Raw genomic sequence first — 24,991 nt, forward strand, 5'->3', positions numbered from 1 at the left:
AAGACGAGCTGTTCACGACAGCCGGGACAGATGCGCTTCCGGATCGGCCATGTGCTGCCTTTGAAGGAGAGCCGGCACGCGATGCATACGTAGTGCCGGAAGGCGCCGTTGAACGCGTGGTAGCACATGGTCTGAGAGGATACGCATCGTCCGCGGGCGGGCCCAACCGGATTCCTAGAGCCCGATCTCGCCAGTCGGCCGCCCGGTCAGTGTCCGCGCCACCACACGATGGGCCGGACGCACAAATAGCGGGACAACCCTTAGAGGATGTCCCGTAAATGATCTGAGGCATGCAGGCTGAACTGCTCGTTTGCCTGTTATCCGGTGAGGGTGAGGTTGTGAAGGCGGGCGATGCCGAGCATGGCGTGGTGGACGCTGTCGCCTTTGAGGCGGCAGTCGCGGAGGATCTTCCAGCTCTTCATGTGGGCGAAGGTGTGCTCGACGCGGGCTCGGACCTTGCGGCGGGAGGCGTTGTGCTCGTCCTTCCAGGGTGGCAGTTCCTCGTTCTTGTGGCGGCGGTAGTGCGGGATGGTGAGGCCGGTGCCGCGGTAGCCGCCGTCGGCGATCACCGTGGGGGTGGTGCCGACGGCGGCCTTCGCTCCGGAGTCCTGCCAGGCCAGGCAGTCGTTGCGGTTGCCGGGCAGCGGTCGGCCGACGGCGACCACGAGGCGGGTGTCGGCGTCGATGACGACCTGGTGGTTGGTGGAGTAGCGGTAGTTCTTGCTGGAGGCGGCCACGGTCCGGTCACGGGTGGGGACCAGGGTGCCGTCCACGATGAGCACGGCCTCCTTACGGTACCGCCGCCGGGGCTGGAGGGCGAGAGCCGGCCCAAGGTGGGCGACGATCCGGTCGGCCGCCGACTTCGAGACGCCGAACAACGGGCCGAGTTGACGCAGGGTGAGGTTGGTGCGCCAGTACGCGGCCACCAGCAGCACCCGGTCCTCCAGCGGCAGCGACCACGGCCGGCCCTTGCGGACCGGATCGGCTCCCTCACGCCGCAACGCAGTGATCAACTTACTGAACTGCCGGGGGCTCAGCCCGGTGAACGGGCCTATGCAGGAGGGCTCCGACGCCGTGATCACACCAGCCACGACAAGATCATCTCACCCCTGACCAGCAGTTACGGGACATCCTCTAGTCCCAGGATTTTAGCAGGCCTGCCCTTGCCGATAACCTCATCCACCCTGGTCAGAATGGGTGTGCCGGGACCTTCGCGTTACCGGATACGGACGCTGACGTGGCGCTCTGGCGGGGATGACGATCGCCTCGGCATGATGATCGGTCGTGCTGTTGAAACTCGTCTACCTGAGCGTGCCGAGCGTGTTCGCGATGCTGCGCCTGCTGCCGATGAGCGACCGGGACAAGGACATCGAGATCCTGGCGCTACACCATCAGATCGCCGTGCTGGAACGGCAACTGAGCGGGCAGCGAATCCAGTTCGATCCGGGGGACCGAGTTTTCCCTGGCGGCGTTGCTGCACCACCTCCCGAAGGAGGCGCTGCGCCGCATGCGGTTGCTGGTGCGGCCGGACACGGTCCTGCGCTGGCACCGGGATCTGGTGGCCCGCCGGCACGCCGCGCGATCCCGGCACCACCGCGGAGGTCGGCCGCGCACTGTCCGCTCCATCCGGGCCCTCGTACTGCGCCTGGCCCGAGAGAACCCCAACTGGGGGTACCGGCGCGTGCACGGCGAACTGCTCGTTCTCGGAGTGAAAGTAGCCGCCTCCACCGTCTGGGAAATCCTGAGGACGCCGGCATCCCACCGGCGCCCAAACGGGCATCGAGCACCTGGGCGGACTTCCTGCACTCCCAGGCCGACGCTCTGCTGGCAGGTGACTTCTTCGAGACCACCACCCTGTCCGGAGCCCGGCTGTACGTGTTCGCGGTGATCGAGCACGCCAGCCGGCGCATCCGGGTCCTGGGCGCGACCGCGCACCCCACCGCGCCCTGGATGACCCAGGCGGCGAAGAACCTGGTCATGGACCTCGAAGACGCGGGCTGCCGGGCGAAGTTCCTGATCCGCGATCGCGACGGGAAGTTCCCTGCCCTCTTCGACACCATCCTCACCGACGCCAGCATCGAGGTCGTCCTCAGCGGCGTGCGGATGCCACGGATGAACTCGATCATGGAGCGATGGGTGCAGACGTGCCGCCACGAGCTACTGGACCGCACCCTCATTTGGAACTACCGCCACCTGCTCCATGCCCTACGGGAGTTCGAACAGTTCTACAACGAGCACCGCCCGCACCAGGGCATCGCCAACGCCCGCCCCCTGCACCCGTTGCCGCCGCCGATCACCGACCCGGAGCAGATCGCGCGCCTCGACATACGAAAAAGCGACCGACTCGGCGGCATCCTCCACGCGTACCAACATGCCGCGTGACCTGCGCAGATGAGGTTTTCGGCAGAGGCACCGTCGGGCGGTGTGACGCGGATGGTGTCCTGTAGTTGCGGCGTTGATCTGCAGGCAGGGTATACGTGGCGCTGTCTGACGGTCCCGTGCTATCCGAACACTATCCAAGTCGGCGTACAAAACGGAGAGTCCGAAGCGGAGATCACAGCCCGCATCCACGCGGCTATCAGCGCAGAGGCTCACCTGAGCCTTCGGCGAGTGCGTTACCGTTCATGGAATCCGACCACTTATCTTCATTGAAGAAAACCACGACATAATCCGGTCTGAATTTTCCCCGAACGGCGATTCTGATAGCCCAATCGCCTGCCCTCGGCAGAGTAAGAACTGCCTTCTGGGCCATAGCCGGGGCACACACGCTCGCCCTGCCTGACGCGCAAACGAAATTCCCATTATGAATTTCACGCACATCATGTACGTCGATGACTCCCACACGGAAATCCACCAGGACGTTCGATTCCATGTCGTCGACAGTTTCGATTAGGTAGCAGCCAGGAGTCCAGACGAGCGGCTCCTCACCAGTATCCCATTCTGGGGTTTCTGAATTCCCGAAGTTCTCGACTACTATTTGGCTCCAGGCCGGGGAGACGGTCGTCGCGGCGATCAGGGTGCTCATGCCCATCGCCTCTTCTTTTCGCCTCCGCCTAACTTCCATGTGGCAGAGAAACGTCTGGGTCGGACGACGTGAAGATTCGTCAAAGGCTGGCACCAGGAGCGCGAAAGCGCAGTGACAATTTGCCAGCGTCATGTCAATGCAGTCGACCATTCCTTATCATCAAAGATGATCGCTACATAGTCAGGCCGCTCGGCTCCCTTGACGGCGATACGCATCTTCCAGTCACCAGCCCTGGGCAGCCGCAGGGTTTCGTTGTCATACTCCGTTGGGGTCATAATACTCACGATTCCAGAAGTGCACGAGAAAATTCCGTCGAAAATTGTTCTCGCACCTGGCGTATCGGCAGCACCGAGTCTGACTTCAACGGTCACATCCCCATCCGTATCGTCGACTGTGCCAATCATGAAACTCCCGGGAAACCACGCCAACGGCTCATCACCCGTCTCCCATTCGGGCGCATCCGAAGTGCCGAAATCGCGGACCATGATCTGCCTGCACTCTGGCGTCATCGTGATTCTTTTGAGGACTCTGCTCACATCTAATCTCCATAATCAGTGAAGCCCGTGCGGCAACTTCACATTGATGACTTTTACGAGATAGCGTTGACCGTGCCGAACTGGAGTGTTCTGGTAGAAGGTGCTGATTTTACCTCCTTGGATGCTGTTCTCCATGAACTCCCATGATCTGGGACCCAGAGCCGCCTTCCAGGCTTGAAGCGAACGGGTATTCATCGCAGGTCCCGGGCCCCTTCCAGTGCGTAGTGTTGCAGCCTGCGGCTCTGCGCTTCATGGACCGAATCTTTCGATCACGATTCGCGTGCAAGATGAATGGGTAGCCGCGGAGTATGGCAGTCTGGTCATTAACTGCGATATTCGGCATCAGGGTGCCGTCGACGACCATGACGGGAAGTTCGCGGCAGTCGAACTCCGTCATGTTGAATCGAGAATCTGCGACGCAATCGTCGACCACTTCATCCCGTTGCGGTTTTGTCAAATCCTTCGGCTTGGGCAGAATCCAAAGGTATTTGTCTCCCCTAATCGTGTGGGTCGTGAATCCGAGGGGGTCGAGAGCCCATGTAACGCCACTGATTGCAGTACGGACGGTCTGTCCGAGGCCGAGGCGCAGTGCCTCTCGTTCTGCCAGCTTTCCAATGATGCTACCGGGGCTTACGGCCCATTGGCCTGTCGGGTCTGTCTTTGAGGTTGGTGAGTTGTCGGCGTACGAGTAGGCGGAGTTGTACGGCGTGTCAACGCGGAGTTTGATGGGGTCGGTGGTGGTGAAGCGGCCGAGGGTGGGGTCGTAGTTGCGGGCGCGGAGGTTGAGTCCGGCTGCGTTGGTGGTGCGTTCACGGTATTGGCCGGTGAAGACGAAGGGATTGGCGGGCGGGCTGGTAGCGGTGTTGGTCTGGGTGTATTCGCCGTAGGCGGTGTAGGTGTAGCTGGTTTGAAGGACTCCGGTTGCGTCGGTGAGGTCGGTGACGGAGCCGAGCTGGTCGTGGTGGTAATAGAACGCGGCGTCGTCGCTATTGGTCTGCGCGTGGATCTGTTCCAGCGGGTTGTACTGGTAGTACGCGATGAGGTAGCCGGTGGCGTTGTAGTCCGACGATGCCTGGGGCAGGGCGTAGTTGGTGTCCCAAACGGTGGTGCGGGAGGTGGCGCCGTTGGTCTTGGCGGTGGTGCGGTTGCCGTCGGCGTCGTAGCCGTAGGTGTAGGTGGAGCCGCCGGTGGTCAGGCCGGTGAGGTGGTTGGTGGCGTCGTAGGTGTAGGTGTTAGCGCCTGCACCGGTCTGGTTGCCGTCGTTGTCGTAGGTGAAGGCGCGGGTGGTGGTGCCGGTCAGGGTGCTGGTGAGCTGGTCGGCGTCGTTATAGGCGTAGGTGGTGAGTGCGCCGTTGGTGGTGGCGGTGGTGCGGTTGCCGACGCCGTCGTAGGTGTAGGTGGTGCCCGCGGCGGTGTTGGGGCAGGCCGTGGCCTGGGTGGCGGTGTCGCGCGTCAGACTTTGTGGCAGAGCCTGTTTCTTGCGGGCTCTGTCGTGTGAAGGAGTCTGATCGATCATGGTGAGACCGCCGGCGCTTCCGCCGGAGGAGAAGGTCCGGATCGTGCTGTCGATCCTGGCCGGTGAGATGACCGTTGCCGAGGCTGCGCGGCGGGTAAAGGTGTCCGAGCAGTCGATCGGGACCTGGAAGCGCCAGTTCCTGGAGTCCGGCCGCGCTGGACTGGCCGGTAAGTCCGGTCCCAGTACGCGGGAACAGCAGCTCGAAGCGCAGGTCGCGGATCTGACCCAGGCGTTGGGTGAAGCAGCGGTCGAGCTGCGGGTGTGGAAGAAGTCCGCGGAGGGCCGGCTGGGCCCTTCGAGGACCTCGAGGTGATCCGCGTCGAGGCGGGCATGCCGACCGCGAGGTTCTGCCGGCTGATCGGCGTGCCCGAGCGGACCTGGCGCCGCCACCAGGCCAGGGCCCGTCAGGGCGTCCAGGCTCGCGGGCCGTGGCCGCGTCCGGCGCGCGAGGGCGTGCGGGAGACAGCTCGCCGGCACGCGCTCGCGCATCCGGCCTGGGGCCATCGCAAGGTCTGGGCGATGTGCCGTCACGACGGCCACCGCGTCTCGCAGGCCACCGTGTTGCGGCTGCTGCGCGACGAGAGCTTGCTGCTGGAGGCCAATTACCAGCGCGAACGCCGGCAGCTCGCCGCCCGCCGCAAAGCCGCCTTCGCGACGGAGCCCACCGGCCCGAACCAGGTCTGGCAGCTGGATTTCTCCGAGTTCGAGACCGCCTCGGGCGGGACCTGGCGGCTCGCCGGCTGCCGGGACTACTGGTCGAAGTACGAGCTGGGCTGGCACGTCTCGCCCACCGCGAACCAGCACGACGCGATAGCGGCGATCGAACTCGCCATCCGCGAAGCCGAGGTGCTCGCAGGCAGAGCACTGCTGGACCTCGCTCCGCGCGACGCGGACGGGACCGTGCAGCCGCTGGTCACCATCGTCACCGACAACGGCGGCCCGTTCCGCGCGTTCCGGTTCGAGGCCTTATCACCACCCACCCAGAACTGCGGCACGTCCGCACCCGGGTCCGCACCCCGGGCCAGAACGGCTCACGCGAGCGCGGCTTCGGCTCCATGAAGTACGAGAAGCTCTTCCTCGAGGAGATCACCGACGCCCTCGACCTCATCCGTCACGCCGAGGACTACCGGCACGATTACAACACCGTCCGCCCCCACGAAGCCCTCGCCTGGAACCGTCCCCACGACGTCCACACCGGCGCCGCCAACCCCCTCATCCCCAACTTTCCAGAACCCGAAAACCTGCCAACTATTTGACGCGGGACAAGCGCAAGCAGCTCACCCGCACCCTCAAGACCAAGAAGGAGGCGCTCGCCGAACTCTCCCGCATCCGGAACGAACTCAGCACCGGCAGCTTCGTCGCCCCCAGCAAGCTGACGCTGAACGACCTGCTGGACATATGGCTCAAGAGCGCGACACGCGATGTCGAGGAGGGAACCGCTTCCAACTACGAAAGCGCCATGGTCCCGGTTCGCACCCACAGCGGCGACAAGGACCTCCAGAGCCTGACCGAGGAGGACATCGAGTCCCTCGTCGACTGGATGCTCACCAGCGGGCGACGCCGAGGCGGCCAGCCCGGAACCGGGCTCGGCATCAGGTCCGTACAGCTCTCCCTGGGCCGACTGCGCGCAGCGATGAACCTCGCAGTCCGCCGCGGACTCATGGTCCGCAACGTCGCCCAGCACGTGACCATCTCCCGCGACGCCAAGAAGAAGGCAGAAGCCAACAAGAAGGCCAACAGGCCGTGGGACGAAAGCGAGGTGAGGACCTTCCTGGAGGCGATCACGGAACACCGCCTCCACGCAGCCATGATGCTGGCGCTCATCGCCGAGCGCCCCGCCGAGGTCTGCGGCGCGCGCTGGGATGAGGACGTCGATCTCGACGGAGCCGGCACGATCGCGGTACAGAACACCCGCACCATCGTCTACGACCGCCGGCAGGAGAAAGGATCCCGCAACAAGATCGTCGAAAAAGACACCAAAACCGAGGCCGGAAAGCGCATCCTGCCCCTGCCGGCTCCCGCCCACAAGGCACTCAAGAGCTTCCGAGCGATCCAGGCGAGGGAGAAACTCGGCGCCGGAGAGGCGTACACCGACAGCGGATACGTTCTCGTGGACGAGCTGGGAAACCCTTTCAAGACGGACAAGCTCCGCCGCGAGGCGTACAAACTCATGAAGGCCGCAGGAGTCCGGAAGGTCCGCCTCTACGACGCCCGCCACGCCACGCTCTCCTGGATGGCCAACAACGGTGTCCCCGACACCGTTGTATCCGCATGGGCCGGCCACTCCGACCTCAGCTTCACCAAGCGGGTCTACGTCCACCCCGACCCGCAAAGCCTCAAGGCGGGTTCGGACAAACTCGGCGACCTGCTCGGCTGACCATGATCATTACCGATGTGAGAAGTTGTGAGAGGCGGCCCCGGAAAACGATCAAGGGCCCCGTTTCACTGTCGTGAAACAAGGCCCTGACCTGCGACTTGGAGCTAACTCCCAGTCGGGACGACAGGATTTGAACCTGCGACCCCTTGACCCCCAGTCAAGTGCGCTACCAAGCTGCGCCACGTCCCGGTGCTTGGTCGGTCGGGGTGGTGGCCCCGGGTGACCGTGCACGAGAACGATACCGCACCTCGGGGGGTGTTTGTGCGCAGAGGGGGTGGGGGCCGGGGCGGGGGGAGTTGAGTAGGGGTACTCATGTGGGGTGGGGCGGGGCGGGGGGAAGGTCGGGGCATGACGAAACCGATTCAGCAGGAGACGACGGCGGCGTATGCGGCGCAGGCGGCGATCTCGTTCGCGGTGGCGCTGGGGGCCATGGTGGTCGGGGTGGCGTATCTGCCGGTGGGGGGATGGGAGCGGGCGTTTCTGGGGCTGGGACTGCTGTATGTGGTGACGGCGGCGTTCACGCTGGCGAAGGTGGTGCGCGACCGGCAGGAGGTCGGGCAGGTCGTGAGCCGGGTGGACCAGGCGCGGCTCGACAAGCTGCTCGCGGAGCACGACCCCTTCAAGATGGAGGGCATCTAGTCGGCGGCCCGCGCGCGACGCGTGCGGGTGCGGGACTTCCGACGGTCGGGGGCCTCCACGGGGATCGCCCCGGCGGGGGCCCTCAGGGCGTAACGGGGGCGTCGGACGCGTCGCACCGGGAGGGCGCGGAAGACGGAGAGGACGCGGCAGAAGGAGGGGGCGGGGAAGCCGTTTCGGGAGGCGTGTCGCCCAGCAGATAGCGGGCTCCGGGGCCCGCCGCCCCCGCCGCGTCGTCGACGTTGTAGAGACCGCAGCGCGTCAGGGAGAGGCAGCCGCACCCGACGCAGCTGGTCAGCTTGGCCTTGAGGCGTCGCAGCTCGGCGATCTGGTCGTCGATGCGCTGCTCCCAGGACCGGGCCACGCCGTTCCATTCGGCGGTGGTGGGGACGTGGTCGACGGGGAGCCGGGCGAGGGACGCGCCGACCTCGTCGAGCGAGAGCCCGATGCGCTGGGCGGCGCGGATGAAGGCGAGCCGGCGCAGCGTGGAGCGGCGGTAGCGGCGCTGGCCGCCCGAGGTGCGCTCGGAGTGGATCAGCCCGAGGTCCTCGTAATAGCGCAGCGCGGAGGCGGCGATGCCGCTGCGGGCCGAAAGCTCGCCGATGGGCAGCAGGTCACGGGTGGAGAGGGTCACATCGGCCCAGCATACGCTTGACTTCAAGTCGGCTTGAAGTTGCAAGGTCGTCCCATGACGATGACGCACCGCACCGGGCCGTCCGGCCACTCAGAACAGCCCGAGCGCTACGGCTACGACGACCTGCGCCACCTGATGTCACGGATGACCGGCGACGAGAAGCACGACACCGCCGCCACGTCCACCCTCGACGTCCTGTGGGTGCTGTACGACCGGGTACTGCGGGTCGGGCCGGAGAGCGCCGACGCCCCGGACCGGGATCGCTTCCTGCTGTCGAAGGGCCACGGCCCGATGGCGTACTACGCCGTTCTCGCCGCCAAGGGCTTCATCCCGTACGAGTGGCTGGCCGGTTTCGGGACGTACGACTCCCCGCTCGGCCACCACCCGGACCGCACGCTCGTACCGGGCGTCGAGATCGGTTCCGGGTCGCTCGGGCACGGGCTCGGTCTGGGCGTCGGCAGCGCGCTGGGGCTGCGGGCCCAGGGGCTGGACGAACCGGCGGTATGGGTGCTCGTGGGCGACGCCGAGATGGACGAGGGCAGCAATCACGAGGCCGTGCAGTACGCGGGGGCGGTCGGCCTCGACCGGCTCCACGTCGTCGCGGTCGACAACGCCTCGGCCACGTACGGCTGGCCGGGCGGGCTGGCCTCGCGGTTCGCCGCTGAGGGCTGGTCCGCGGTGACCGTGGACGGCCGGGACCACGCCGCGCTGTACGAGGCGTTCACCGCGCCGCATCCGGGACGGCCGCACGCCGTGGTCGCCCGCGTCGAGCCGAAGTGACCGCCGGGTCCACGGGTGACGGCAAGCGACGTCACCCGAACGTCGACACCCGAGCGACAGCATCCGAGACCGCGACCGACGCCAAGCCCGCGACCGACGCCGAGGCCGAGACCGCGACCGAGACCGCGGCTGAGGGCAGGCGAAGAAACGACATGACTGGGGATTCCATGGACACCATGCGGGAGCGGTTCGCCGCCGTCACCACCGAACTGCTCGACTCCGATCCGCGGCTGGCCGTCGTCCTCGCCGTGATCTCTTCGGACCGCTTCAGTGACGCCGCCCGCGCCCACCCCGACCGGGTGATCGACGTCGGGATCAGGGAGCAGTTGCTGGTCGGCGCGACGGGCGGACTGGCGCTCGCCGGGCTGCGGCCGATCGCGCACACCTTCGCGAGCTTCCTGACCGAGCGGGCCTTCGAGCAGGTCAAGCTCGACATCGGGCACCAGGGCGTGGGCGCGGTCCTGGTCAGCGCGGGGGCCTCGTACGACGTCGCCGCGGGCGGGCGTACGCATCAGGCGCCGGGCGACGTCGCGCTGCTCGACACGCTCGACGGCTGGACCGTCCATGTGCCGGGGCACCCCGACGAGGCCGACGCGCTGCTGCGGCACGCGGCGGCGGACGGCGACAGCCGCGTCTACGTACGGCTCAGCGATCACTCGAACGTGGCGCCGCGACCCGTCTCGCCCGGCCGCTTCCAGGTGCTGCGCGAAGGGCGCGCCGGGGTCGTCCTGGCCGTCGGGCCCATGCTGGACGCCGTCCTCGACGCGACGGCCGGGCGCGATGTGACGGTGCTGTACGCCTCGACGGTACGGCCGTTCGACGCGGCGACCGTACGGGAGGCGACCGCTCGGACCGATGCGGCCGACCTCGTCGTCGTGGAGCCCTACCTCACCGGTACGTCCTCGGCGCACGCCGCCGAGGCGCTGGCCGACGTCCCGCACCGCGTGCTCGCGCTCGGCACCCGCCGCGCCGAACTGCGCCATTACGGCACCTGGCAGGAGCACGTGGCCGGGCACGGCCTGGACGCGCGGTCGCTACGGGCCCGGATCGACGCGTTCCTGCGGGTCTGACCCGCGAGGGGACGTGGCGGAGGGCGGCACCGCCCGCCCGCGGACCGAGGCCGGAACCGTACGACCGGGGCGCGGGCGGCAAGGCCGGGGGCGCGGTCCGAATGCATGGAACTGAGGGCCGTTGACCCCGGCCGCGGTCGGAAGGCTCGGGGCCCCGTACCGCCCCGGCCGGGGTCGGGAAAGCCTCGGTGCCCGTACGCGCCCGGCCTCGGTCCCGGGCCAGGCTCCGGTCCCGGCTCTGGCTCCCGGCTCCCGACTCCCGACCTGGAGTCGACTCGGCGAGAACCCCTCAGGCCCCGTGCCCGCCCTCCGGCGCCGGTACGGCCCCCTGCCGCGGTACGCCCGCCGAGTGCGTCGGCTGCGCGGCGGCGGGCCCGCCCTCGAAAGCGCCAGCACCCGCCGGAGCAGCCGGACCGCCAGGAGCCCCGACAGCGCCCGGACCACCAGGCGCGCCCGGCCCCGGCGCGGGCGGCACCGCCCCCTTGCCGCTCCCCCCGGCGGCACCCCCGCCGGAGGCGCCCGGCTTCGGCGGGGCCGCCGAAGACCGCCCCACCTGCCGCCGCGCGTCCTCCGCGCTGTTCTGCGCGCCGAGCGAGCCGAAGTAGAAGCCGGAGACGGTGGCGAGGACGGTCATCAGCGAGGTGACGATGGTCTTGCGGAGGTCGCCGGAGTCGGCGCCCGACGACAGCATCGCGACGGCCAGCGCGAAGGCGACGAGCGCGAGGATGAGGACGGCGATGACGCTGCGGGTCAGACCGCGGACGCCGCGCGGCTCGCGGAGGTCGCGCAGCAGGTCGCGTACCTCGTGGTCGCGGGCCGCGTCCTCGAGCAGCCGGTCGGTGATCTGCTGGCGCCAGGCCGTGGCCCGCCGCACATCCATGATCAGCGGTATCACCGCGACCGCTGCGACGGCCACGACCACCACCGAGATGAGGACGAGCGCGGAGCCGCCGTTGAGCCCGCTGATCGGCTCGGCCGCCGCGGCCGGCCCCCGGCCGGTCCCGGCATTCGCCGCCGCGACGTGAACGGTCGTGAAGTCCGTCATGGTGAAGCGCCCCCCCTCGTCCGCACCACGGGTCCGCCCCCCGCGCCCCGGGCGGGCATGCTCCCAGCGCCGCCGTACGCCGGTCAAATCGGCAGGTACCGCCAACTCCCTTACGGCGGAGGGCAGTACGTCACCGCCGCGCCCGGCGCGGAGCCGACCCGCTCCCCCGGACAGGCCCTAGCCACGCGGGCCCTCATCTCAGGAGAATCATCCGTGACCGACCAGGCCACCGGCATGTCCCAACGCCGTTGGGGGCCGCGGAGCCTGGCGGCCGTACAGCCCGATACCGCCCCATACCCGTACAGCCGCATGCGATACAGCGGGCACACCACCAGCATCCTCATGAGGAGCAGCACGATGCGCGACGCGTCACAGTCCGGGGTAGTTCCGTACTACGAGGATGTGTCGCCCGGCACCGGCGCGCTCGCGCCGCGCGCGTGGTGGGCGGTGTCGGACGCGCGGCGGGTGAATCTCGGCGGCGCCTGGCGCTTCCGGCTGTCGGCGACGGCGGACGCGGAGGACGACTCCTTCGCCCAGCCGGGGTTCGACGCGACGCGCTGGGGCGCGGTGACGGTGCCGTCGCACTGGCCGCTCCAGGGGCACACCCATGAGCACGAGTACGGGCGGCCCGCGTACACCGACGTCCGTTTCCCGTTCCCGGTCGACCCGCCGCACGTGCCGACGGAGAATCCGACCGGTGACCATCTGCGCGCCTTCGACCTGCCGGACGACTGGCCGGGCGGCGCGGCGGTGGTGCGTTTCGACGGCGTCGACTCGTGCGCGCGGGTGTGGCTGAACGGGCAGGAGCTGGGGACCTTCAAGGGCAGCAGGCTGCCGGTGGAGTTCGAGGTCGGCGAACTGCTGCGCCCGCGCGGCAATGTGCTGGCGGTCCGGGTCCACCAGTGGTCGTCCGGCAGCTACTTGGAGGACCAGGACCAGTGGTGGCTGCCCGGCATCTTCCGCGATGTGACGCTGATCGAGCGGCCCGAGGGCGCGGTGACCGACTTCTTCGTGCACTGCGGCTACGACCACGCGAGCGGCACGGGCACGCTGCGGGTGGACTGCGAGCCGGGCGGGACGGTGACCGTACCGGAGTTGGGGCTCGACCTGGCGACCGGTGAGGAGGTGACGGTGCCGGTGGAGCCGTGGTCGGCGGAGGTACCGCGGCTGTACGACGCGGAGTTGGCGACCGAGGGCGAGCGGATACCGCTGCGGATCGGCTTCAGGACCGTCGCGGTGGAGGGCGGTGTGCTGAAGGTCAACGGCCGCCGGATTCTGCTGCGCGGGGTGAACCGGCACGAGTTCGACCCCGACCACGGCCGGGTGGTGGACGGCGAGACGATGCGCCGCGACCTGCTGCTGATGAAGCGTCACAACATCAACGCGGTCCGCACCAGCCACTATCCGCCGCATCCGGCCTTCCTCGATCTGTGCGACGAGCTGGGCATGTGGGTGATGGACGAGTGCGATCTGGAGACGCACGGTTTCGAGGTGGTCGGCTGGCGCGGCAACCCGGTCGCCGACGAGCGGTGGACGCCCGCGCTGCTGGACCGGGCCGCGCGGATGGTGGAGCGGGACAAGAACCATCCGTCGGTGGTGATGTGGTCGCTGGGCAACGAGTGCGGCACGGGCGCCGGGCTCTCCGCGATGGCGGACTGGATCAGGCGCCGTGACCCGGCCCGGCCGATCCACTACGAGGGCGACCTCACCTGCGCCGACACCGACGTCTACTCCCGGATGTACGCCAACCACGCCGAGACCGAGCTGATCGGCCGCCGCGAGGAACCGCCGCTGGCGGACGCGGAGTTGGACAAGCACCGGCGCGAACTGCCTCTCATTCTCTGCGAGTACGCGCACGCGATGGGCAACGGGCCCGGCGGACTCAGCGAGTACCAGCGGCTGTTCGAGGCGTACGAGCGCTGCCAGGGCGGCTTCGTCTGGGAGTGGATCGACCACGGGCTGCGGCAGCGCACCGCGGACGGGACGTCGTACTTCGCCTACGGGGGCGACTTCGGCGAGGAGATGCACGACGGGAATTTCGTCTGCGACGGGCTGGTCTTCCCCGACCGCACGCCGTCACCGGGGCTGACCGAGTACAAGAAGGTCGTCGAGCCGGTGAGGATCGAGGGCGACGCGGAGCGCGGCACGGTCACGGTGACCAATCTGCACGACTTCACCGACCTGTCGTATCTGGCGTTCCGCTGGTCGTACGAGGTGGCGGGCGCGCGGAGCGACGCGGGCCGGTTCGAGGTGCCGTCGCTCGGCCCCGGGCAGAGCGCGGTGCTCGAACTGCCGCGGGCGGCGCGGACGGTGGGCCGCGGCGAGGGGTGGTGGACGGTGCGGGCGGTGCTCGCCGAGGACACCGCGTGGGCGCCGTCGGGTCACGAGGTGGCGTGGACGCAGTTCGCGGCCCCCGCGCCGGCGGACGCGGCCACCGCGCGCGTCGGCGATCCGCACTCCCCGCGGCTCGCGGAGGGCGGTCTGATCGTGCTGGGCCCCGGCGTCTTCGACGCGGCGGACGGCACGCTGCGCTATCTGGAGGGCGCGGCGGTCACCGGACCCGTGCTGGACGTGTGGCGTGCCCCGACCGACAACGACCGCGGCGCGGACTGGAATCCCGAGGGGCAACTGGACCGGCTGTGGCGGGAGTTGGGTCTCGACCGGATGCGGCACCGGATCGTCTCCGTGGCCGTCGGCGGTGACGCGCTCACCGTCACCACCCGGGTCGCCCCGGCCTCCTCCGATCTGGCGCTGCGTACCGTCTACACCTGGACGGCCACCGGGGACCGGCTGCGCCTGGGCGTCGAGGTCACGCCCGAGGGCGACTGGACGCTGCCGCTCCCCCGGCTCGGGGTACGGCTCGGGCTGTGCCAGACCCTGGACCGCGTCGAGTGGTACGGCGGCGGCCCCGGCGAAGCGTACCCCGACACGCGCGCCGCGTCCCGGATCGGCCGGTACACCGGCACCGTGGACGGGCTCCAGACGCCGTACGTACGCCCCCAGGAGAACGGCGCACGCGCGGACGTGCGGTGGGCGCGGCTGCGCCGCGCGGACGGCACCGGGCTGCACGTGGAGGGCGAGCCGCCGTTCTGGTTCACCGCCCGTCCGTGGAGCACCGGGGAACTCGACCGGGCCACGCACACCCACGAGTTGACGCGTTCCGAGGTGCTGTGGGTGCACCTCGACCACGCGCTGCACGGCATGGGCAGCGCGGCCTGCGGCCCCGACGTACTCCCCCGGCACCAACTGCGCGCGGCTCCTGCCGCCTTCGCGTTCACCTTCATGAGCCTGCCCGCCGCCGCTGACCCCGAGGAGCCCGCGGACCTCCCGCTTCTGGAGACCGAGTGACCACCGCGATACGCCCGTTCAGGCCGGAGGACCTGCCCGCGCTGTACGACATCTGCCTGCGCACGGCTGACGCGGGCGGGGACGCGAGCGCGCGGTATCCGGAGCGGGACCACGAGCTGCTGGGGGCGATCTTCGCGGCGCCGTACGCCGTGCTGGAGCCGGAGGCGGCCTTCGTGCTGGACGACGGGCACGGCCGGGCGGTCGGTTACGTGCTGGGCACCGGTGACACGGCGGCCTTCGTCGAGTGCTTCCGCGACGAGTGGCTGCCGACGGTCGCGGACCGCTTCCCCGAGCCGGCCGGGGAGCCGGGGACGCCGAGCGAGGCGATGGCCGTGCTGCTGCACCACCCGGAACGGATGGCGCGGCAGCCGGAGTTGGCCGCGTATCCGGCGCATCTGCACATCGATGTGCTGCCGGACTTCCAACGCGGCGGCCACGGGCGGGCGTTGATGGAGGCGTTCCTCGGCGCCCTGGCCGCCAAGGGGCGTACCGGCGGTGCATCTGGGGATGCTCACCGCCAATGCTCCCGCGCGGGCCTTCTACGACCGGCTCGGCTTCCACGAGATCGCGGTGCCGGACGCCGGGGAGCTGACCTACTTGGGCCGCGCCACCTCGTAGTCGCCGCTGTCCGTACGACCGGCGTCCTCGGAATCGGAGCCAGAGCCGGGCCCGGCCTCGGAGCCGGAAGCGGACTCGGACCCGGAGCCGGACCCGGCCGCCGCGTCCCCGTCCACGCTTCCGGCGGCCTCGGGAGCCTCGGCGGTCTCCGGCCCGTCCGGTGCGTTGATCCGCTCGGTCCCCTCCGCGTGCTCCGGCCGCGCGGGCCAGCCGCCCGCGGGCGGCATGGCCACGGCCCGCCACCACCAGTCCTCGGGCTGTTCGTCGGCGGGCTCGAAGGGAGCGCCGGGCCTCGGGGTGGCGATCTTCGCCCCGGTCTCGCGCGCGGCGGCGACGCTGCCCTCGGCGGGCACCGCCCACGAGTGCATGGCCAGGTTGAAGGTGGCCCAGTGGATCGGCAGCATCGTGCCCGCGGGCGTGCCGCCCGACAGGTCGCTGTGCGCCAGCAGCCCCTCGGCCGGGGTCATGTGGATGTCGGGCCAGTACTCGCTGTAGGCGCCGATCTGGATCATCGTGGCGTCGAACGGGCCGTGCTGCGCGCCGATGTCCGCGAAGCCGGGGAAGTAGCCGGTGTCGCCGCTGTGGTAGATGCGGTGGGTGCCGTCGGTGACGGCCCAGGACGCCCAGAGGGTCTGCTGGCGACCGCGCAGGCCGCGTCCGCAGAAGTGCCGGGCCGGGGTGGCGGTCAGGGTGAGCCCCGCGATCTCCGTGGACTCGTTCCAGTCCAGCTCGCGCAGCCGCTCGGGCGGTACGCCCCAGTGCTCCAGGTGCGCGCCGACGCCCAGCGGCACCGCGAAGACGGCGTCGCTGCGGACCAGCGCGACGATGGAGGGCATGTCCAGGTGGTCGTAGTGGTCGTGCGAGATGACGACCGCGTCCAGGCCGGTCAGCGACTCCAGCGGGACCGGCGCGGGGTGCACGCGCTTGGGGCCCGCGAAGGCGAAGGGCGAACAGCGCTCGCCCCACACCGGGTCGAACAGCACGCGCCTGCCGCCGATCTCGGCGAGCACCGTGGAGTGGCCCATCCAGGTCAGCCGCAGCCCGGAGGCGGGCGGGCGCGCGATGTCGGCGAGCGTGGTGGGGTGCAGGGGCACCGGCCCCGCGGGCTTGCGCGGCTGCCTGGCCTCCTTGCGGAAACTGGCCGGAAGCGCCTTGAACATGCTGCCGCTGGGGACGCTGCGGGCGCCGACGGGGTTGACGAAGGCGCCGTCCGCGTAATTCGGTGAGGAAAGGATGCGTTCCAGCCGGGCGCCCGTGGGGTCCGCGCCGAACGACGGGGGGCGCATCTTCACGAGGCGGGACGGCTGTCGGCCGGCGCCGGTCACGGGTCCTCCAGAGCAGATGACGACGAGCGGCGGGGTCCCGCCACCACCCATTATGCGGCGGTCCGCCGCGCCCGCCGGGGCGCCGAGGCCCCGGGCCGGGCCGCCTTCACCGGTTCTCCCCCGTCCCCGGTGTCACATCTGCCGTCATATCCGCTTACGGCGGCCCGGCCGCCGCGACGGCCGTTTCGCGTCACTCCCCCGGTTCGCCGCTCCCGCCGCCGGCCAAGGCCCCGCCGCCCGACACGTCCCCGCCGCTCTCCACGCCCCCGCCGCCCGGCACGTCCCCGTCCCCGTCCCCGTCCCGATCCCCGTCACCGAAGGCCAGCGACACGTGGTCGCGGACCGGCCGGAACCCCAGATGCCGGTACAGCGCGTTGCTGACCGGATTGGCGAGGTCGGCGAAGAGCACGACATCGCGGGCGCCCGCGTCGAGCGCGGCGCGCGAGACGGCCGCGGTGGCGCCGCCCGCGTACCCGTGGCCCCGGTGCGCGGGCGGGGTGTAGACGGCGACCACCCGGACGGTGCCCGACGGGTCCGCCGCGTCGGCGGCCCTCCCGGCCATCGCGACGGGCTCGCCGTCCCGCTCCCACACGGTGCGTCCGCCGAGCGCGATGGCGTCGTCCACGGCCCGCTCGTCGTCCACGGGCGGCTCGCCGATGTCGACGGTGAAGGCGCGGTGCCAGCGCAGCAGCAGTTCGCGGTCGGCGGGGCCCGCGACCCTGGCGCGGCCGGGCGGCGCGGGCCTGCGCGGGGTGAGGTCCCCGAGCCGGTAGAGCCGCGTGGCGCGCTCGACCGTGACCTCGGCGCCGGTCCTCGCGGCCCAGGCCGCGCCGAACGCCTCGGCGCTCTCGCGCTCGCCGCGCACCCCGCCAGGGGCCTCGCCGGACCAGACCTCGGCCAGCTCACCGGCCGCGGACGGCGGGCCGCCGGTCAGCAGCGGCGGCTGCGGCGGCGTACGGAGGAAGGCCGCGGCGACCGCGGCGCCGGGTTCGGGGCGCCACCAGCCGAACAGCGGCGGCTGCCCGCCGTACGCGTCGAGCCCGCGGCGGCGCAGCGCGGCGGTGACGGTGACCGGCACCGAATTCTCCACCGGGCGCTCCCGCAGGAACGGTCCCGCCTCGGTCTCGAACGCGGTCAGGTCCGCGGTGATCGTCCAGCTCATCGGCCCATGGTGGCCCCGCGCCCGGACCGCGCGCACGCCGTTTTCCGGCGTCGGCCGCGCGGGGCGGTCACGGCGTCAGCAGCCCCCGGCGCTCCAGCAGCGGCTCGGTGCGCGGCGGCCGGCCGCGGAAGGCGGCGAAGGCCGCCATCGGGTCGACGCTGCCGCCCCTGGAGAGCAGCGCGCGGCGGAAGGTGTCGCCGTTGGCGCGGCGCAGGCCGCCGTTGTCCTCGAACCAGGTGACGGTGTCGGCGTCCAGGACCTCGCTCCAGATGTAGGAGTAGTAGCCCGCGCTGTACTGGCTGGCGAAGATGTGCTGGAAGTACGTGGTCCGGTAGCGCGGCGGGATCGCGGGGTGGGCCAGTCCCGCCTTCTTGAGCGCCGCCGCCTCGAACGCCAGCGCGTCGCCGGGGTCGGTGCCCGCGGGCAGGGTGTGCCAGGCCCAGTCGAGCAGGGCGGCGGCGAGGTATTCGACGGTGGTGAAGCCCTGTCCGAACCGGGCGGCGTCCCGCATGCGTTGGACGACGTCGGCGGGCATCGGCTCGCCCGTCTCGTGGTGGACGGCGTAGCGCTCCAGGACCGAGGGCCACAGCGACCACATCTCGTTGACCTGGGAGGGGTATTCGACGAAGTCGCTCGGCACGCTGGTGCCGGAGAAGTACGGGTAGCGGACGGCGGAGAACAGGCCGTGCAGCGCGTGCCCGAACTCGTGGAAGAGCGTGTCGACCTGACTGAACGTCAGCAGCGCGGGCTCGCCCGCCGCGGGCTTGGCGATGTTGTGGTTGTTGACCACCACCGGTCGCTTGCCCAGCAGTTCCGACTGGCTGACCAGGGAATTCATCCAGGCCCCGCCGCGCTTGGACGCGCGGGCGAAGAAGTCGCCGAGGAAGAGGCCGAGGGGGCTGCCGTCGGCGTCGAAGACCTCGAAGACCCGGACGTCGGGGTGGTAGCCGACCAGGTCGGGGCGTTCGGTGACGGTGATGCCGTAGACCTCGTGGGCGGCGTGGAAGACCCCGTCGTGCAGCACCTTGTCGAGCGCGAAGTACGGGCGCAGCGCGGCCTCGTCGATGTTGTGGCGCTCCTTGCGGACCTTCTCCGCGTAGTACGACCAGTCCCACGCCTCGACGGGTCCGCCCGCCAGTTCCGCGAGGGCGTCCGCCTCACGCTCGGCGTTGGCCAGAGCGGGCGGCACCAGGCGGTCGAGCAGGTCGGTGACGGCCTGCGGGGTGCCCGCGGTGCGGTCGGCGACGACGTACGCGGCGTGGCTGGGGTAGCCGAGCAGCGCGGCGCGTTCGGCCCGCAGGGTGGCGATGGTGACGGCGAGCGGGCCGTTGGTGTCCTGGGCGCGGTTCAGGGACGCGGTGAGCAGGCGGCGGCGCACGTCGCGGTCGTCCAGCGAGCCGAGTTCGAGCTGGTTCGAGAAGTTGCGCAGGCTCAGTACGTAGGAGCCGTCGTGGCCGAGCGCGGTGCCGTTCTCGGCCGCGGCGGCGATCGCGTCCGCGGACAGGCCGGAGAGCTGGGCGGGGTCGTCGAGGACGAGGGCGGCGGCCTTGCTGGCGGCGACGATGTTCTGGCCGAAGGCGGTGGAGGCGGCGGCGATCTCGGCGTTCAGCTCGCGCAGCCGTCGCTGGCCGTCCGCGTCCAGCTCCGCGCCTGAGCGCTGGAAGGCGGTGCGGTAGCGCTCCAGCAGGCGCAGCGACTCGGCGTCGAGGCCGAGGGAGTCGCGGGTGTCGTACAGCGACGTGATCCGGGCGTAGAGGCCGGGGTTGAGGCGGACGGCGTCGCTGTGCGCGGCGAGCAGCGGGCTGATCCGCGACTCGGTCTCCTGCACGGCGGGGGTGATGTGCGCGGACGCCTGGTTGAAGAAGGCGGCGCTCACCCGGGCGAGCAGCGCGCCCGAACGCTCCAGCGCGACGAGGGTGTTCTCGAAGGTCGCGGGCTCCGGGTCGGCCGCGATGGCCTCGACCTCCGCGAGGTGCTCCGCCAGGCCCTGCTCGAAGGCGGGCAGGTAGTGCTCGTCCCTGATGTCGGCGAACGGCGGCAGCTCGTACGGCAGCGGACTCGGGCTGAGGAACGGATTCGTCGTCACCCCGTCGACCCTACGCGGCGCCCTGCCCGCCGTCAGGCCGTGACGAGCGCTCGCGCGGATCGTGAAAAGCGCCCGCACAGGTCACTGACCTGTGCGGGCGCCGATGTGATGCCGGTACGACGGTGGGACGGTGATGTGCTGCCGGTACGGCGGTGGGACTGCGGTGCCGTGCGGCTACGGTCCCGGTGTCAGCCGCCACTCTTGCGACGGAATTCCCGCTGTCCTCCGGCCTTGCCGTGCGCGCCATGGATCTTGGACTGGTTGTTGCCGCCCGAGGCGGATCCCTTGCGCGCGCTCTGCTTGCGCTCCAGTGCCTCGCGGAACTTCCGCTTCACCTCGTCCTCGTCCGGCGCCTGCGCCTCGGCGTCCGAATCGGTCTCCGGTTCCGCCGCGGCGTCCTGCGGTGCTGCTTCAGCGGCCACGGTGGCCTCCTGCTCTTGGTCGGTCATGCCACCAGAGTCGCATGCCGGACGGCGTCGGCCCACCCGATATCGCCGGGGCACACGGCGCGTGTACGGTTCCGTTCACCACTTCCGGGGAGGATCAGACTGATGACCTGGCTGTTGTACGGCGCCACCGGCTACACCGGCCGCTTGATCGCCCGCCGCGCCGCAGCACTGGGACAGCGCCCTGTGCTGGCCGGTCGCAACGCCGCGAAACTGGTGCCGCTGGCCGCCGAACTGGGCCTGGAACACCGGGTGTTCGGTCTCGGTGACCCGGCCGCGATACGCCATGGACTGGACGGCGTGGAGACGGTGGCGCACTGCGCGGGCCCGTTCGCGCGCACCGCGCTGCCGATGGCGACGGCCTGTCTCGACTCCGGTACCCACTATGTGGACATCACCGGTGAGATCGATGTCTTCGAGTCGCTGCACGCGCTCGACGCGCGCGCGGAGAAGGCCGGGATCACCCTGCTGCCCGGCGCGGGCTTCGACGTGGTGCCGACCGACTGCGTCGCCGCGCTGCTCGCCGCCCGGCTGCCGGACGCGACCCAGCTCGACCTCGCCTTCCTGATCGGCGGCGGGGCGAGTCCCGGTACCGCGCGGACCGCGCTCGAAGGCATGGGCGTGGGCGGCAGGATCCGTACCGGCGGCGAGATCCGTACGGTGCCGGTCGGCTCCCGACAGGTGCAGGCCGCCTTCCCTTCCGGCACCCGCAAGGTCGTGTCGATCCCGTGGGGCGATGTCAGCACCGCCTACTACTCGACGGGCATTCCCGACGTGACCACGTACACCTATGTGCCCGTGCCGACGCCCGCGCTCGCCGCGAGCAGGCTGCTGCGGGTCGGGCCGCTGCGCGGGGCGCTGGCGGGCGTGGTCGGCAAGCTGGTGCGCGGTCCCGGCGAGCGCGCCCTGAGCGGGAGCCGCAGCGAGGTGTGGGGCCGTGCCCGCGACGCGGCGGGCAACACGGTGACCGCGACCCTCACCGGCCCCGGCCCGTACGGTATGACGGCCGATTCCGTGCTGCGGATCGTCGGGCGGCTGCCGGGGCTGCCGACCGGCTTTCAGACGCCGTCGCTGGCGCTGGGCGCGGACTACGCGGGCACGCTGGACGGGGTGACGGTCACGGTGGAGGCGCTGGGCTGAGCGCGCCGCCGGGCGCGGTGTCCTGACGCGGCGGGCGGTCCCACCCCGCAGGGGCCGCTCAGCCGCGGTTGCCGACCAGGAACAGCAGCCAGATGAAGAAGGCCAGCGCGTGGGCGACCACGACGTAGACCAGGACGCGCAGGACGACGCCGCGTTCCTTGCGCTTCTCGCTGCCGTTGGTGGTGCCGACCACGAGCGAGCGGGGCGGGGGCACCTGCTCGGGGGTAGGGGCGGGTGCCGGGTTCTGGCCGCTCATCGCCGGGCTCCTCTGGTCTCGTCGCCCCGGGCGCGTGCGCGGGGCTGATCCGTACGGTCCTGGTGGGCGCCGCGCGTGGGGTCGGCGCGGCCGGTACCGGTGCGCGGGGCGTCGGCGGGCGCGGGGCCCGCGGCGGCGTCCTGCGGGCTGACGCACAGGGCGGAGGTCTCGCTCTGCATGAGGGTGTGGACGAACAGCAGGTCCACTCCCCCGGCGTCCGCCGCCTCCAGCCGGTGCGGCACCAGCGAGTCGAAGTGCGCGGAGTCCCCCGCGCCCAGGGTGTGGCCGCGGTCGCCGAGGCTGAGCAGCAGCGTGCCCCCGGTCACGTACAGCCACTCCTCGCCGGGGTGGACGCGGACGAGCGCGCGCTGGGCGCCCGAGGGTATGTGCACGCGCAGCGCCTGCATCGCGCGGCCGGTGCCGCCCGCCCGCCAGTACGTCCAGCCGCCCGCGGGCACGGCCGTCATACGGTCGCCGCGTACGATGGGATCCGGCTCGGCCTCCGTCTCGCCCAGCAGGTCGGAGACGGTGGTGCCGTAGAGCCGGGCCAGGCCGAGCAGGACCGGCAGCGAGGGCTGGCGCAGGCCGGACTCCAGCCGGGACAGATGGGCCGCGGACAGCTCAAGCCGTCGGGCGGCGGTCTCCAGGGTGAGGCCGCTGGCGCGTCGCCGGTCCCGCAGGCGGGGCGCGAGGACGAGATGGTCCGTGGACAGCGCACCCGGGGGTGGCGCACTGTCCACGGAGTCGAGGATGTCCGTGCCGTGGGTGGCGTCCATGTCTTCCATGGAACAGCACGGCTTGCCTCTCAGGCAAACGAGTTACCTCAGAGGCAAAAAACCGCGGTGATCAGCGCTTGCGGCCGATGCCCCCGTAGACCCCGATCTTGCGCAGCTCGGCGGGCTTGAGCTCCGGGCCCTCCGGGTGCCAGAGCGGGACCTGGACCAGACCGGGCTCGATCAGGTCGTACCCGTCGAAGAAGGCGAGCACGTCGGCGTGGCTGCGGGCGGTCAGCGAGGCGGTGGCCTTCTTGTAGACCTCCATCACCTCGGGCGCCACGTCGGTGTGGAAGTCCGCGGTGGCGTGCGAGAGCACCAGGTAGCTGCCGGCCGGCAGCGCCTCGCGCAGCGTGCCGAGCATGCCCGCCGGGTCCTCGGCGTCGGTGACGAAGTGCAGCACCGACACCAGCAGCAGCGCGACCGGCTCGTCGAAGTCGATCAGTTCGCTGATGGTGGGGTGCTCCAGGATCGTGCGCGGATCGCGCATGTCCCCGAGGAAGAAGCCGGTGTTGCCGGTGCCGATCAGCCGCGCCCCGGCGTGGGTGGCCACGATCGGGTCGTTGTCGATGTAGGCGATCCGGACGTCGGGCGAGACCGAGTGCGCGACCTCGTGGGTGTTCGGCGAGGTGGGTATGCCGGTGCCGATGTCGATGATCTGCCGGATTCCGCCCTCCACCAGGTGGCGGACGGCTCTGCTCAGGAACGCGCGGTTGGCGCGGGCGCCCAGGACCACGTCCGGGGCGACGTCGAGGACACGCTGAGCGGCTTCCCGGTCCACCTCGTAGTTGTCCCAACCACCGAGGAAGTAGTCGTACATACGGGCCGGATGCGGTTTGCTGGTGTCTATCTCGTCGACGGGGAATCCCTGGTCGGTCACGCCGTCCTCCGCTTCCTTCGCTTCTGCTGTGCCGCTGTGCTCTGTGCGTCATACGTGGTGCGTCCCGCGTCGGACGCGGCGCTTCGCGCGTCGGTGACACGCGGTCCTTCGTGCGTGGTGCTCATCCGAGGAGGAAATCCGCTTCGCCGGCCTTGGCGCCCTGGATGAAGGTGGTGATCTCGTGATTGGTGTAGATCAGCGCCGGACCGTCGGGGTCGGTCGACTGGCGCAGCGCCACCCGTCCGTCGTTCAGCCGTTTCGCTTCCACGCAGGAGCCGCCGTTGCCGCCGCTCCAGGGTTTGCGCCACCCGTCGGGACCGAGTTCGGTGGCGGGCATTCCGTTGTAGATTCCGTCGTGATGTCTGCCGTGGGCGGCGTCGTGCACGGTGTCGTAGATGTCGCCGTACCCGTACACGCCGTCGTTGCTGACGCGATCCATGGTTCAGATCTCCTTGCGCATGCCATCGAGGATGGCCTTGGTGCTCTGTGCCGGCGCGGCCTGCGCGCACATCCGGTCGAGTGCCTCCAGGAAGGTGGACACGTCGTCCCGCTCGTCGAAGTAGACGCCGCCCACCAGGCTCTCCGCGTAGGCGATGTCCGGGATCTCCTGGAGCTGGAACCGGAAGATGTGGAAGGGCCCGTACATGGCGGGGTGCGGGCCGGAGGCGAACGGGATGACCTGGAGGCGTACGTTCGGCAGCTCGGTCGCCTCGGCGAGGGCGTCGATCTGCTCGCGCATCACCCGCCGGCCGCCGATGGGGCGGCGCAGCACGGTCTCGTCCATGACGACCCACAGCAGCGGGGCCTCGTGCTTGCGGACCAGCGTCTGGCGCTCGACGCGCAGTTCGACCAGGCGGTCTATCTCCTCGGCCGCCGCGTGCGGCATCCCCGCGCGCAGTACGGCGCGCGCGTACGCGGGGGTCTGGAGGAGGCCGGGCACGTAGTGCGGCTCGTAGGCGCGGATGACGGTGGCCTCGCCCTCCAGGCTGACGAAGGCGCTGAACCAGTCCGGCAGGACGTCGCGGAAGCTGTGCCACCAGCCGGGCCGGTTGGCCTCGCGGGCCAGGGCCAGGAAGCCGCCGATCTCCTCGGGAGTGGTGATTCCGTAGGTGATCAGGAGTTTTTCGACATAGGGGATCTTCAGCCCGACTTCGGCCTTTTCCATCCGCCGGATCGTGGCGTGGGTGACATCGAGGGCCTGTCCGGCCTGTTCGAAGCTGAGCCCGGCCCGCTCGCGGAGGTCCTGGAGTCGCTTGCCGAGCACCATGCGCAGGACGGTCGGAGCGCCGCCCGGCCGCGGGTCCATCACGTGGCTCAACCCCCAACTCCCTTGACTGA

At 70.4% G+C, this 24,991-nt stretch carries 24 protein-coding genes, 1 tRNA gene and 2 pseudogenes; 11 read left to right on the forward strand and 16 right to left on the reverse strand.

Going from position 1 to position 24,991, the window contains the following annotated elements; genetic code table 11:
• Positions 1-317 precede the first annotated feature (317 nt).
• Positions 318-1,091, reverse strand: a complete 774-nt coding sequence (locus tag ACIQCJ_RS14710) for a transposase (RefSeq protein WP_402711558.1) — start codon at positions 1,089-1,091, stop codon at positions 318-320.
• Between the two features lie 193 nt (positions 1,092-1,284).
• On the opposite strand from ACIQCJ_RS14710, the pseudogene ACIQCJ_RS14715 reads away from it, so the two are divergent.
• Positions 1,285-2,382 (forward strand): annotated as a pseudogene (locus ACIQCJ_RS14715) (integrase core domain-containing protein).
• A 196-nt stretch (positions 2,383-2,578) separates the two neighbouring features.
• On the opposite strand, the gene ACIQCJ_RS14720 reads toward ACIQCJ_RS14715, so the two are convergent.
• From ACIQCJ_RS14720 to ACIQCJ_RS14730, 3 genes are all read right to left on the reverse strand, one after another.
• The gene (locus ACIQCJ_RS14720; RefSeq protein WP_402711559.1) at positions 2,579-3,025 is read right to left on the reverse strand and encodes a hypothetical protein; all 447 of its coding nucleotides are present in this window, start codon (positions 3,023-3,025) and stop codon (positions 2,579-2,581) included.
• Between the two features lie 128 nt (positions 3,026-3,153).
• Positions 3,154-3,561, reverse strand: a complete 408-nt coding sequence (locus tag ACIQCJ_RS14725) for a hypothetical protein (RefSeq protein ID WP_402711560.1) — start codon at positions 3,559-3,561, stop codon at positions 3,154-3,156.
• A 109-nt stretch (positions 3,562-3,670) separates the two neighbouring features.
• On the reverse strand, positions 3,671-5,077 hold the full coding sequence (locus ACIQCJ_RS14730; protein WP_402711561.1) for an RHS repeat-associated core domain-containing protein: 1,407 nt from the start codon (positions 5,075-5,077) through the stop codon (positions 3,671-3,673).
• Between ACIQCJ_RS14730 and ACIQCJ_RS14735 the strand changes: the two genes are divergently transcribed.
• Genes ACIQCJ_RS14735 through xerC form a run of 4 tightly spaced genes read left to right on the forward strand, consistent with a single transcriptional unit; the run spans position 5,076 to position 7,454 of the window.
• Positions 5,076-5,390: a transposase gene (locus ACIQCJ_RS14735; RefSeq protein WP_402711562.1), complete on the forward strand. Its 315-nt coding sequence runs from the start codon at positions 5,076-5,078 to the stop codon at positions 5,388-5,390. The two genes, ACIQCJ_RS14730 and ACIQCJ_RS14735, sit on opposite strands and share 2 nt — an antisense overlap.
• Positions 5,387-6,136, forward strand: coding sequence for a hypothetical protein (locus ACIQCJ_RS14740; protein WP_402711758.1), 750 nt, complete (start codon positions 5,387-5,389; stop codon positions 6,134-6,136). The genes ACIQCJ_RS14735 and ACIQCJ_RS14740 overlap by 4 nt, the downstream gene beginning before the upstream one ends.
• Positions 6,064-6,333, forward strand: coding sequence for an integrase core domain-containing protein (locus ACIQCJ_RS14745; protein ID WP_402711743.1), 270 nt, complete (start codon positions 6,064-6,066; stop codon positions 6,331-6,333). Before ACIQCJ_RS14740 ends, ACIQCJ_RS14745 begins: the two co-directional genes overlap by 73 nt.
• The gene (xerC, locus tag ACIQCJ_RS14750) at positions 6,330-7,454 is read left to right on the forward strand and encodes a tyrosine recombinase XerC (protein ID WP_402711563.1); all 1,125 of its coding nucleotides are present in this window, start codon (positions 6,330-6,332) and stop codon (positions 7,452-7,454) included. The genes ACIQCJ_RS14745 and xerC overlap by 4 nt, the downstream gene beginning before the upstream one ends.
• A 115-nt stretch (positions 7,455-7,569) precedes the next feature.
• Here the strand turns inward: xerC and ACIQCJ_RS14755 are convergent.
• Positions 7,570-7,643: transfer RNA gene (locus ACIQCJ_RS14755), tRNA-Pro, on the reverse strand.
• Positions 7,644-7,802: 159 nt separating this feature from the next.
• On the opposite strand from ACIQCJ_RS14755, the gene ACIQCJ_RS14760 reads away from it, so the two are divergent.
• On the forward strand, positions 7,803-8,093 hold the full coding sequence (locus tag ACIQCJ_RS14760; protein WP_188280171.1) for a YiaA/YiaB family inner membrane protein: 291 nt from the start codon (positions 7,803-7,805) through the stop codon (positions 8,091-8,093).
• 82 nt (positions 8,094-8,175) lie between these two features.
• Here ACIQCJ_RS14760 and soxR read toward each other — a convergent pair whose 3' ends face one another.
• Positions 8,176-8,724 carry a redox-sensitive transcriptional activator SoxR gene (gene soxR, locus ACIQCJ_RS14765; protein WP_401311312.1) on the reverse strand — a complete coding sequence of 183 codons (549 nt, stop codon included), beginning with the start codon at positions 8,722-8,724 and terminating at the stop codon, positions 8,176-8,178.
• 60 nt (positions 8,725-8,784) lie between these two features.
• On the opposite strand from soxR, the gene ACIQCJ_RS14770 reads away from it, so the two are divergent.
• Together ACIQCJ_RS14770 and ACIQCJ_RS14775 are read left to right on the forward strand one after the other, a co-directional pair.
• Complete coding sequence (locus tag ACIQCJ_RS14770; protein WP_391051498.1) at positions 8,785-9,504, forward strand: transketolase; 720 nt, start codon at positions 8,785-8,787, stop codon at positions 9,502-9,504.
• A gap of 167 nt (positions 9,505-9,671) precedes the next feature.
• Positions 9,672-10,574, forward strand: a complete 903-nt coding sequence (locus tag ACIQCJ_RS14775; protein ID WP_355342876.1) for a transketolase C-terminal domain-containing protein — start codon at positions 9,672-9,674, stop codon at positions 10,572-10,574.
• A 289-nt stretch (positions 10,575-10,863) separates the two neighbouring features.
• Here ACIQCJ_RS14775 and ACIQCJ_RS14780 read toward each other — a convergent pair whose 3' ends face one another.
• A complete protein-coding gene (locus ACIQCJ_RS14780; RefSeq protein WP_401855848.1) occupies positions 10,864-11,619 on the reverse strand; it encodes a hypothetical protein in 756 nt (251 codons plus the stop codon).
• 357 nt (positions 11,620-11,976) lie between these two features.
• On the opposite strand from ACIQCJ_RS14780, the gene ACIQCJ_RS14785 reads away from it, so the two are divergent.
• Together ACIQCJ_RS14785 and ACIQCJ_RS14790 are read left to right on the forward strand one after the other, a co-directional pair.
• Positions 11,977-14,967, forward strand: a complete 2,991-nt coding sequence (locus ACIQCJ_RS14785; protein ID WP_402711564.1) for a glycoside hydrolase family 2 TIM barrel-domain containing protein — start codon at positions 11,977-11,979, stop codon at positions 14,965-14,967.
• Positions 14,964-15,585 (forward strand): annotated as a pseudogene (locus ACIQCJ_RS14790) (GNAT family N-acetyltransferase). The gene ACIQCJ_RS14785 and the pseudogene ACIQCJ_RS14790 overlap by 4 nt, the downstream one beginning before the upstream one ends.
• Here the strand turns inward: ACIQCJ_RS14790 and ACIQCJ_RS14795 are convergent.
• The 4 genes from ACIQCJ_RS14795 to ACIQCJ_RS14810 form a co-directional block, all read right to left on the reverse strand.
• Positions 15,561-16,910, reverse strand: coding sequence for an MBL fold metallo-hydrolase (locus ACIQCJ_RS14795; RefSeq protein ID WP_402711565.1), 1,350 nt, complete (start codon positions 16,908-16,910; stop codon positions 15,561-15,563). The pseudogene ACIQCJ_RS14790 and the gene ACIQCJ_RS14795 overlap by 25 nt on opposite strands.
• A gap of 190 nt (positions 16,911-17,100) precedes the next feature.
• Positions 17,101-18,072 (reverse strand): GNAT family N-acetyltransferase, encoded by a 972-nt coding sequence (locus ACIQCJ_RS14800; protein ID WP_402711566.1) that lies wholly within the window; start codon positions 18,070-18,072, stop codon positions 17,101-17,103.
• 67 nt (positions 18,073-18,139) lie between these two features.
• Positions 18,140-20,158 carry a M3 family metallopeptidase gene (locus ACIQCJ_RS14805; protein ID WP_402711567.1) on the reverse strand — a complete coding sequence of 673 codons (2,019 nt, stop codon included), beginning with the start codon at positions 20,156-20,158 and terminating at the stop codon, positions 18,140-18,142.
• 188 nt (positions 20,159-20,346) lie between these two features.
• The gene (locus ACIQCJ_RS14810) at positions 20,347-20,607 is read right to left on the reverse strand and encodes a DUF5302 domain-containing protein (RefSeq protein WP_355342836.1); all 261 of its coding nucleotides are present in this window, start codon (positions 20,605-20,607) and stop codon (positions 20,347-20,349) included.
• Between the two features lie 102 nt (positions 20,608-20,709).
• Here ACIQCJ_RS14810 and ACIQCJ_RS14815 point away from each other — a divergent pair, with 102 nt between their 5' ends.
• Positions 20,710-21,744 (forward strand): saccharopine dehydrogenase family protein, encoded by a 1,035-nt coding sequence (locus ACIQCJ_RS14815; RefSeq protein WP_402711568.1) that lies wholly within the window; start codon positions 20,710-20,712, stop codon positions 21,742-21,744.
• Positions 21,745-21,802: 58 nt separating this feature from the next.
• Here the strand turns inward: ACIQCJ_RS14815 and ACIQCJ_RS14820 are convergent, their stop codons facing one another.
• From ACIQCJ_RS14820 to ACIQCJ_RS14840, 5 genes are all read right to left on the reverse strand, one after another.
• Positions 21,803-22,000: a DUF6126 family protein gene (locus ACIQCJ_RS14820; protein ID WP_355342840.1), complete on the reverse strand. Its 198-nt coding sequence runs from the start codon at positions 21,998-22,000 to the stop codon at positions 21,803-21,805.
• Positions 21,997-22,776, reverse strand: coding sequence for a helix-turn-helix domain-containing protein (locus ACIQCJ_RS14825; RefSeq protein ID WP_402711569.1), 780 nt, complete (start codon positions 22,774-22,776; stop codon positions 21,997-21,999). The genes ACIQCJ_RS14820 and ACIQCJ_RS14825 overlap by 4 nt, the downstream gene beginning before the upstream one ends.
• A 70-nt stretch (positions 22,777-22,846) precedes the next feature.
• Positions 22,847-23,653 carry an SAM-dependent methyltransferase gene (locus ACIQCJ_RS14830; RefSeq protein WP_391163745.1) on the reverse strand — a complete coding sequence of 269 codons (807 nt, stop codon included), beginning with the start codon at positions 23,651-23,653 and terminating at the stop codon, positions 22,847-22,849.
• Positions 23,654-23,774: 121 nt separating this feature from the next.
• Entirely contained in the window at positions 23,775-23,990 is a 216-nt protein-coding gene (locus ACIQCJ_RS14835; RefSeq protein WP_355342882.1) for a DUF397 domain-containing protein, read from the reverse strand.
• A 105-nt stretch (positions 23,991-24,095) separates the two neighbouring features.
• The gene (locus ACIQCJ_RS14840; RefSeq protein WP_355342885.1) at positions 24,096-24,920 is read right to left on the reverse strand and encodes a helix-turn-helix transcriptional regulator; all 825 of its coding nucleotides are present in this window, start codon (positions 24,918-24,920) and stop codon (positions 24,096-24,098) included.
• Positions 24,921-24,991: the final 71 nt, after the last annotated feature.

Origin of the sequence: Streptomyces sp. NPDC093221, assembly GCF_044753885.1 — a bacterium.
In the GTDB taxonomy this organism is placed as follows: domain Bacteria; phylum Actinomycetota; class Actinomycetes; order Streptomycetales; family Streptomycetaceae; genus Actinacidiphila.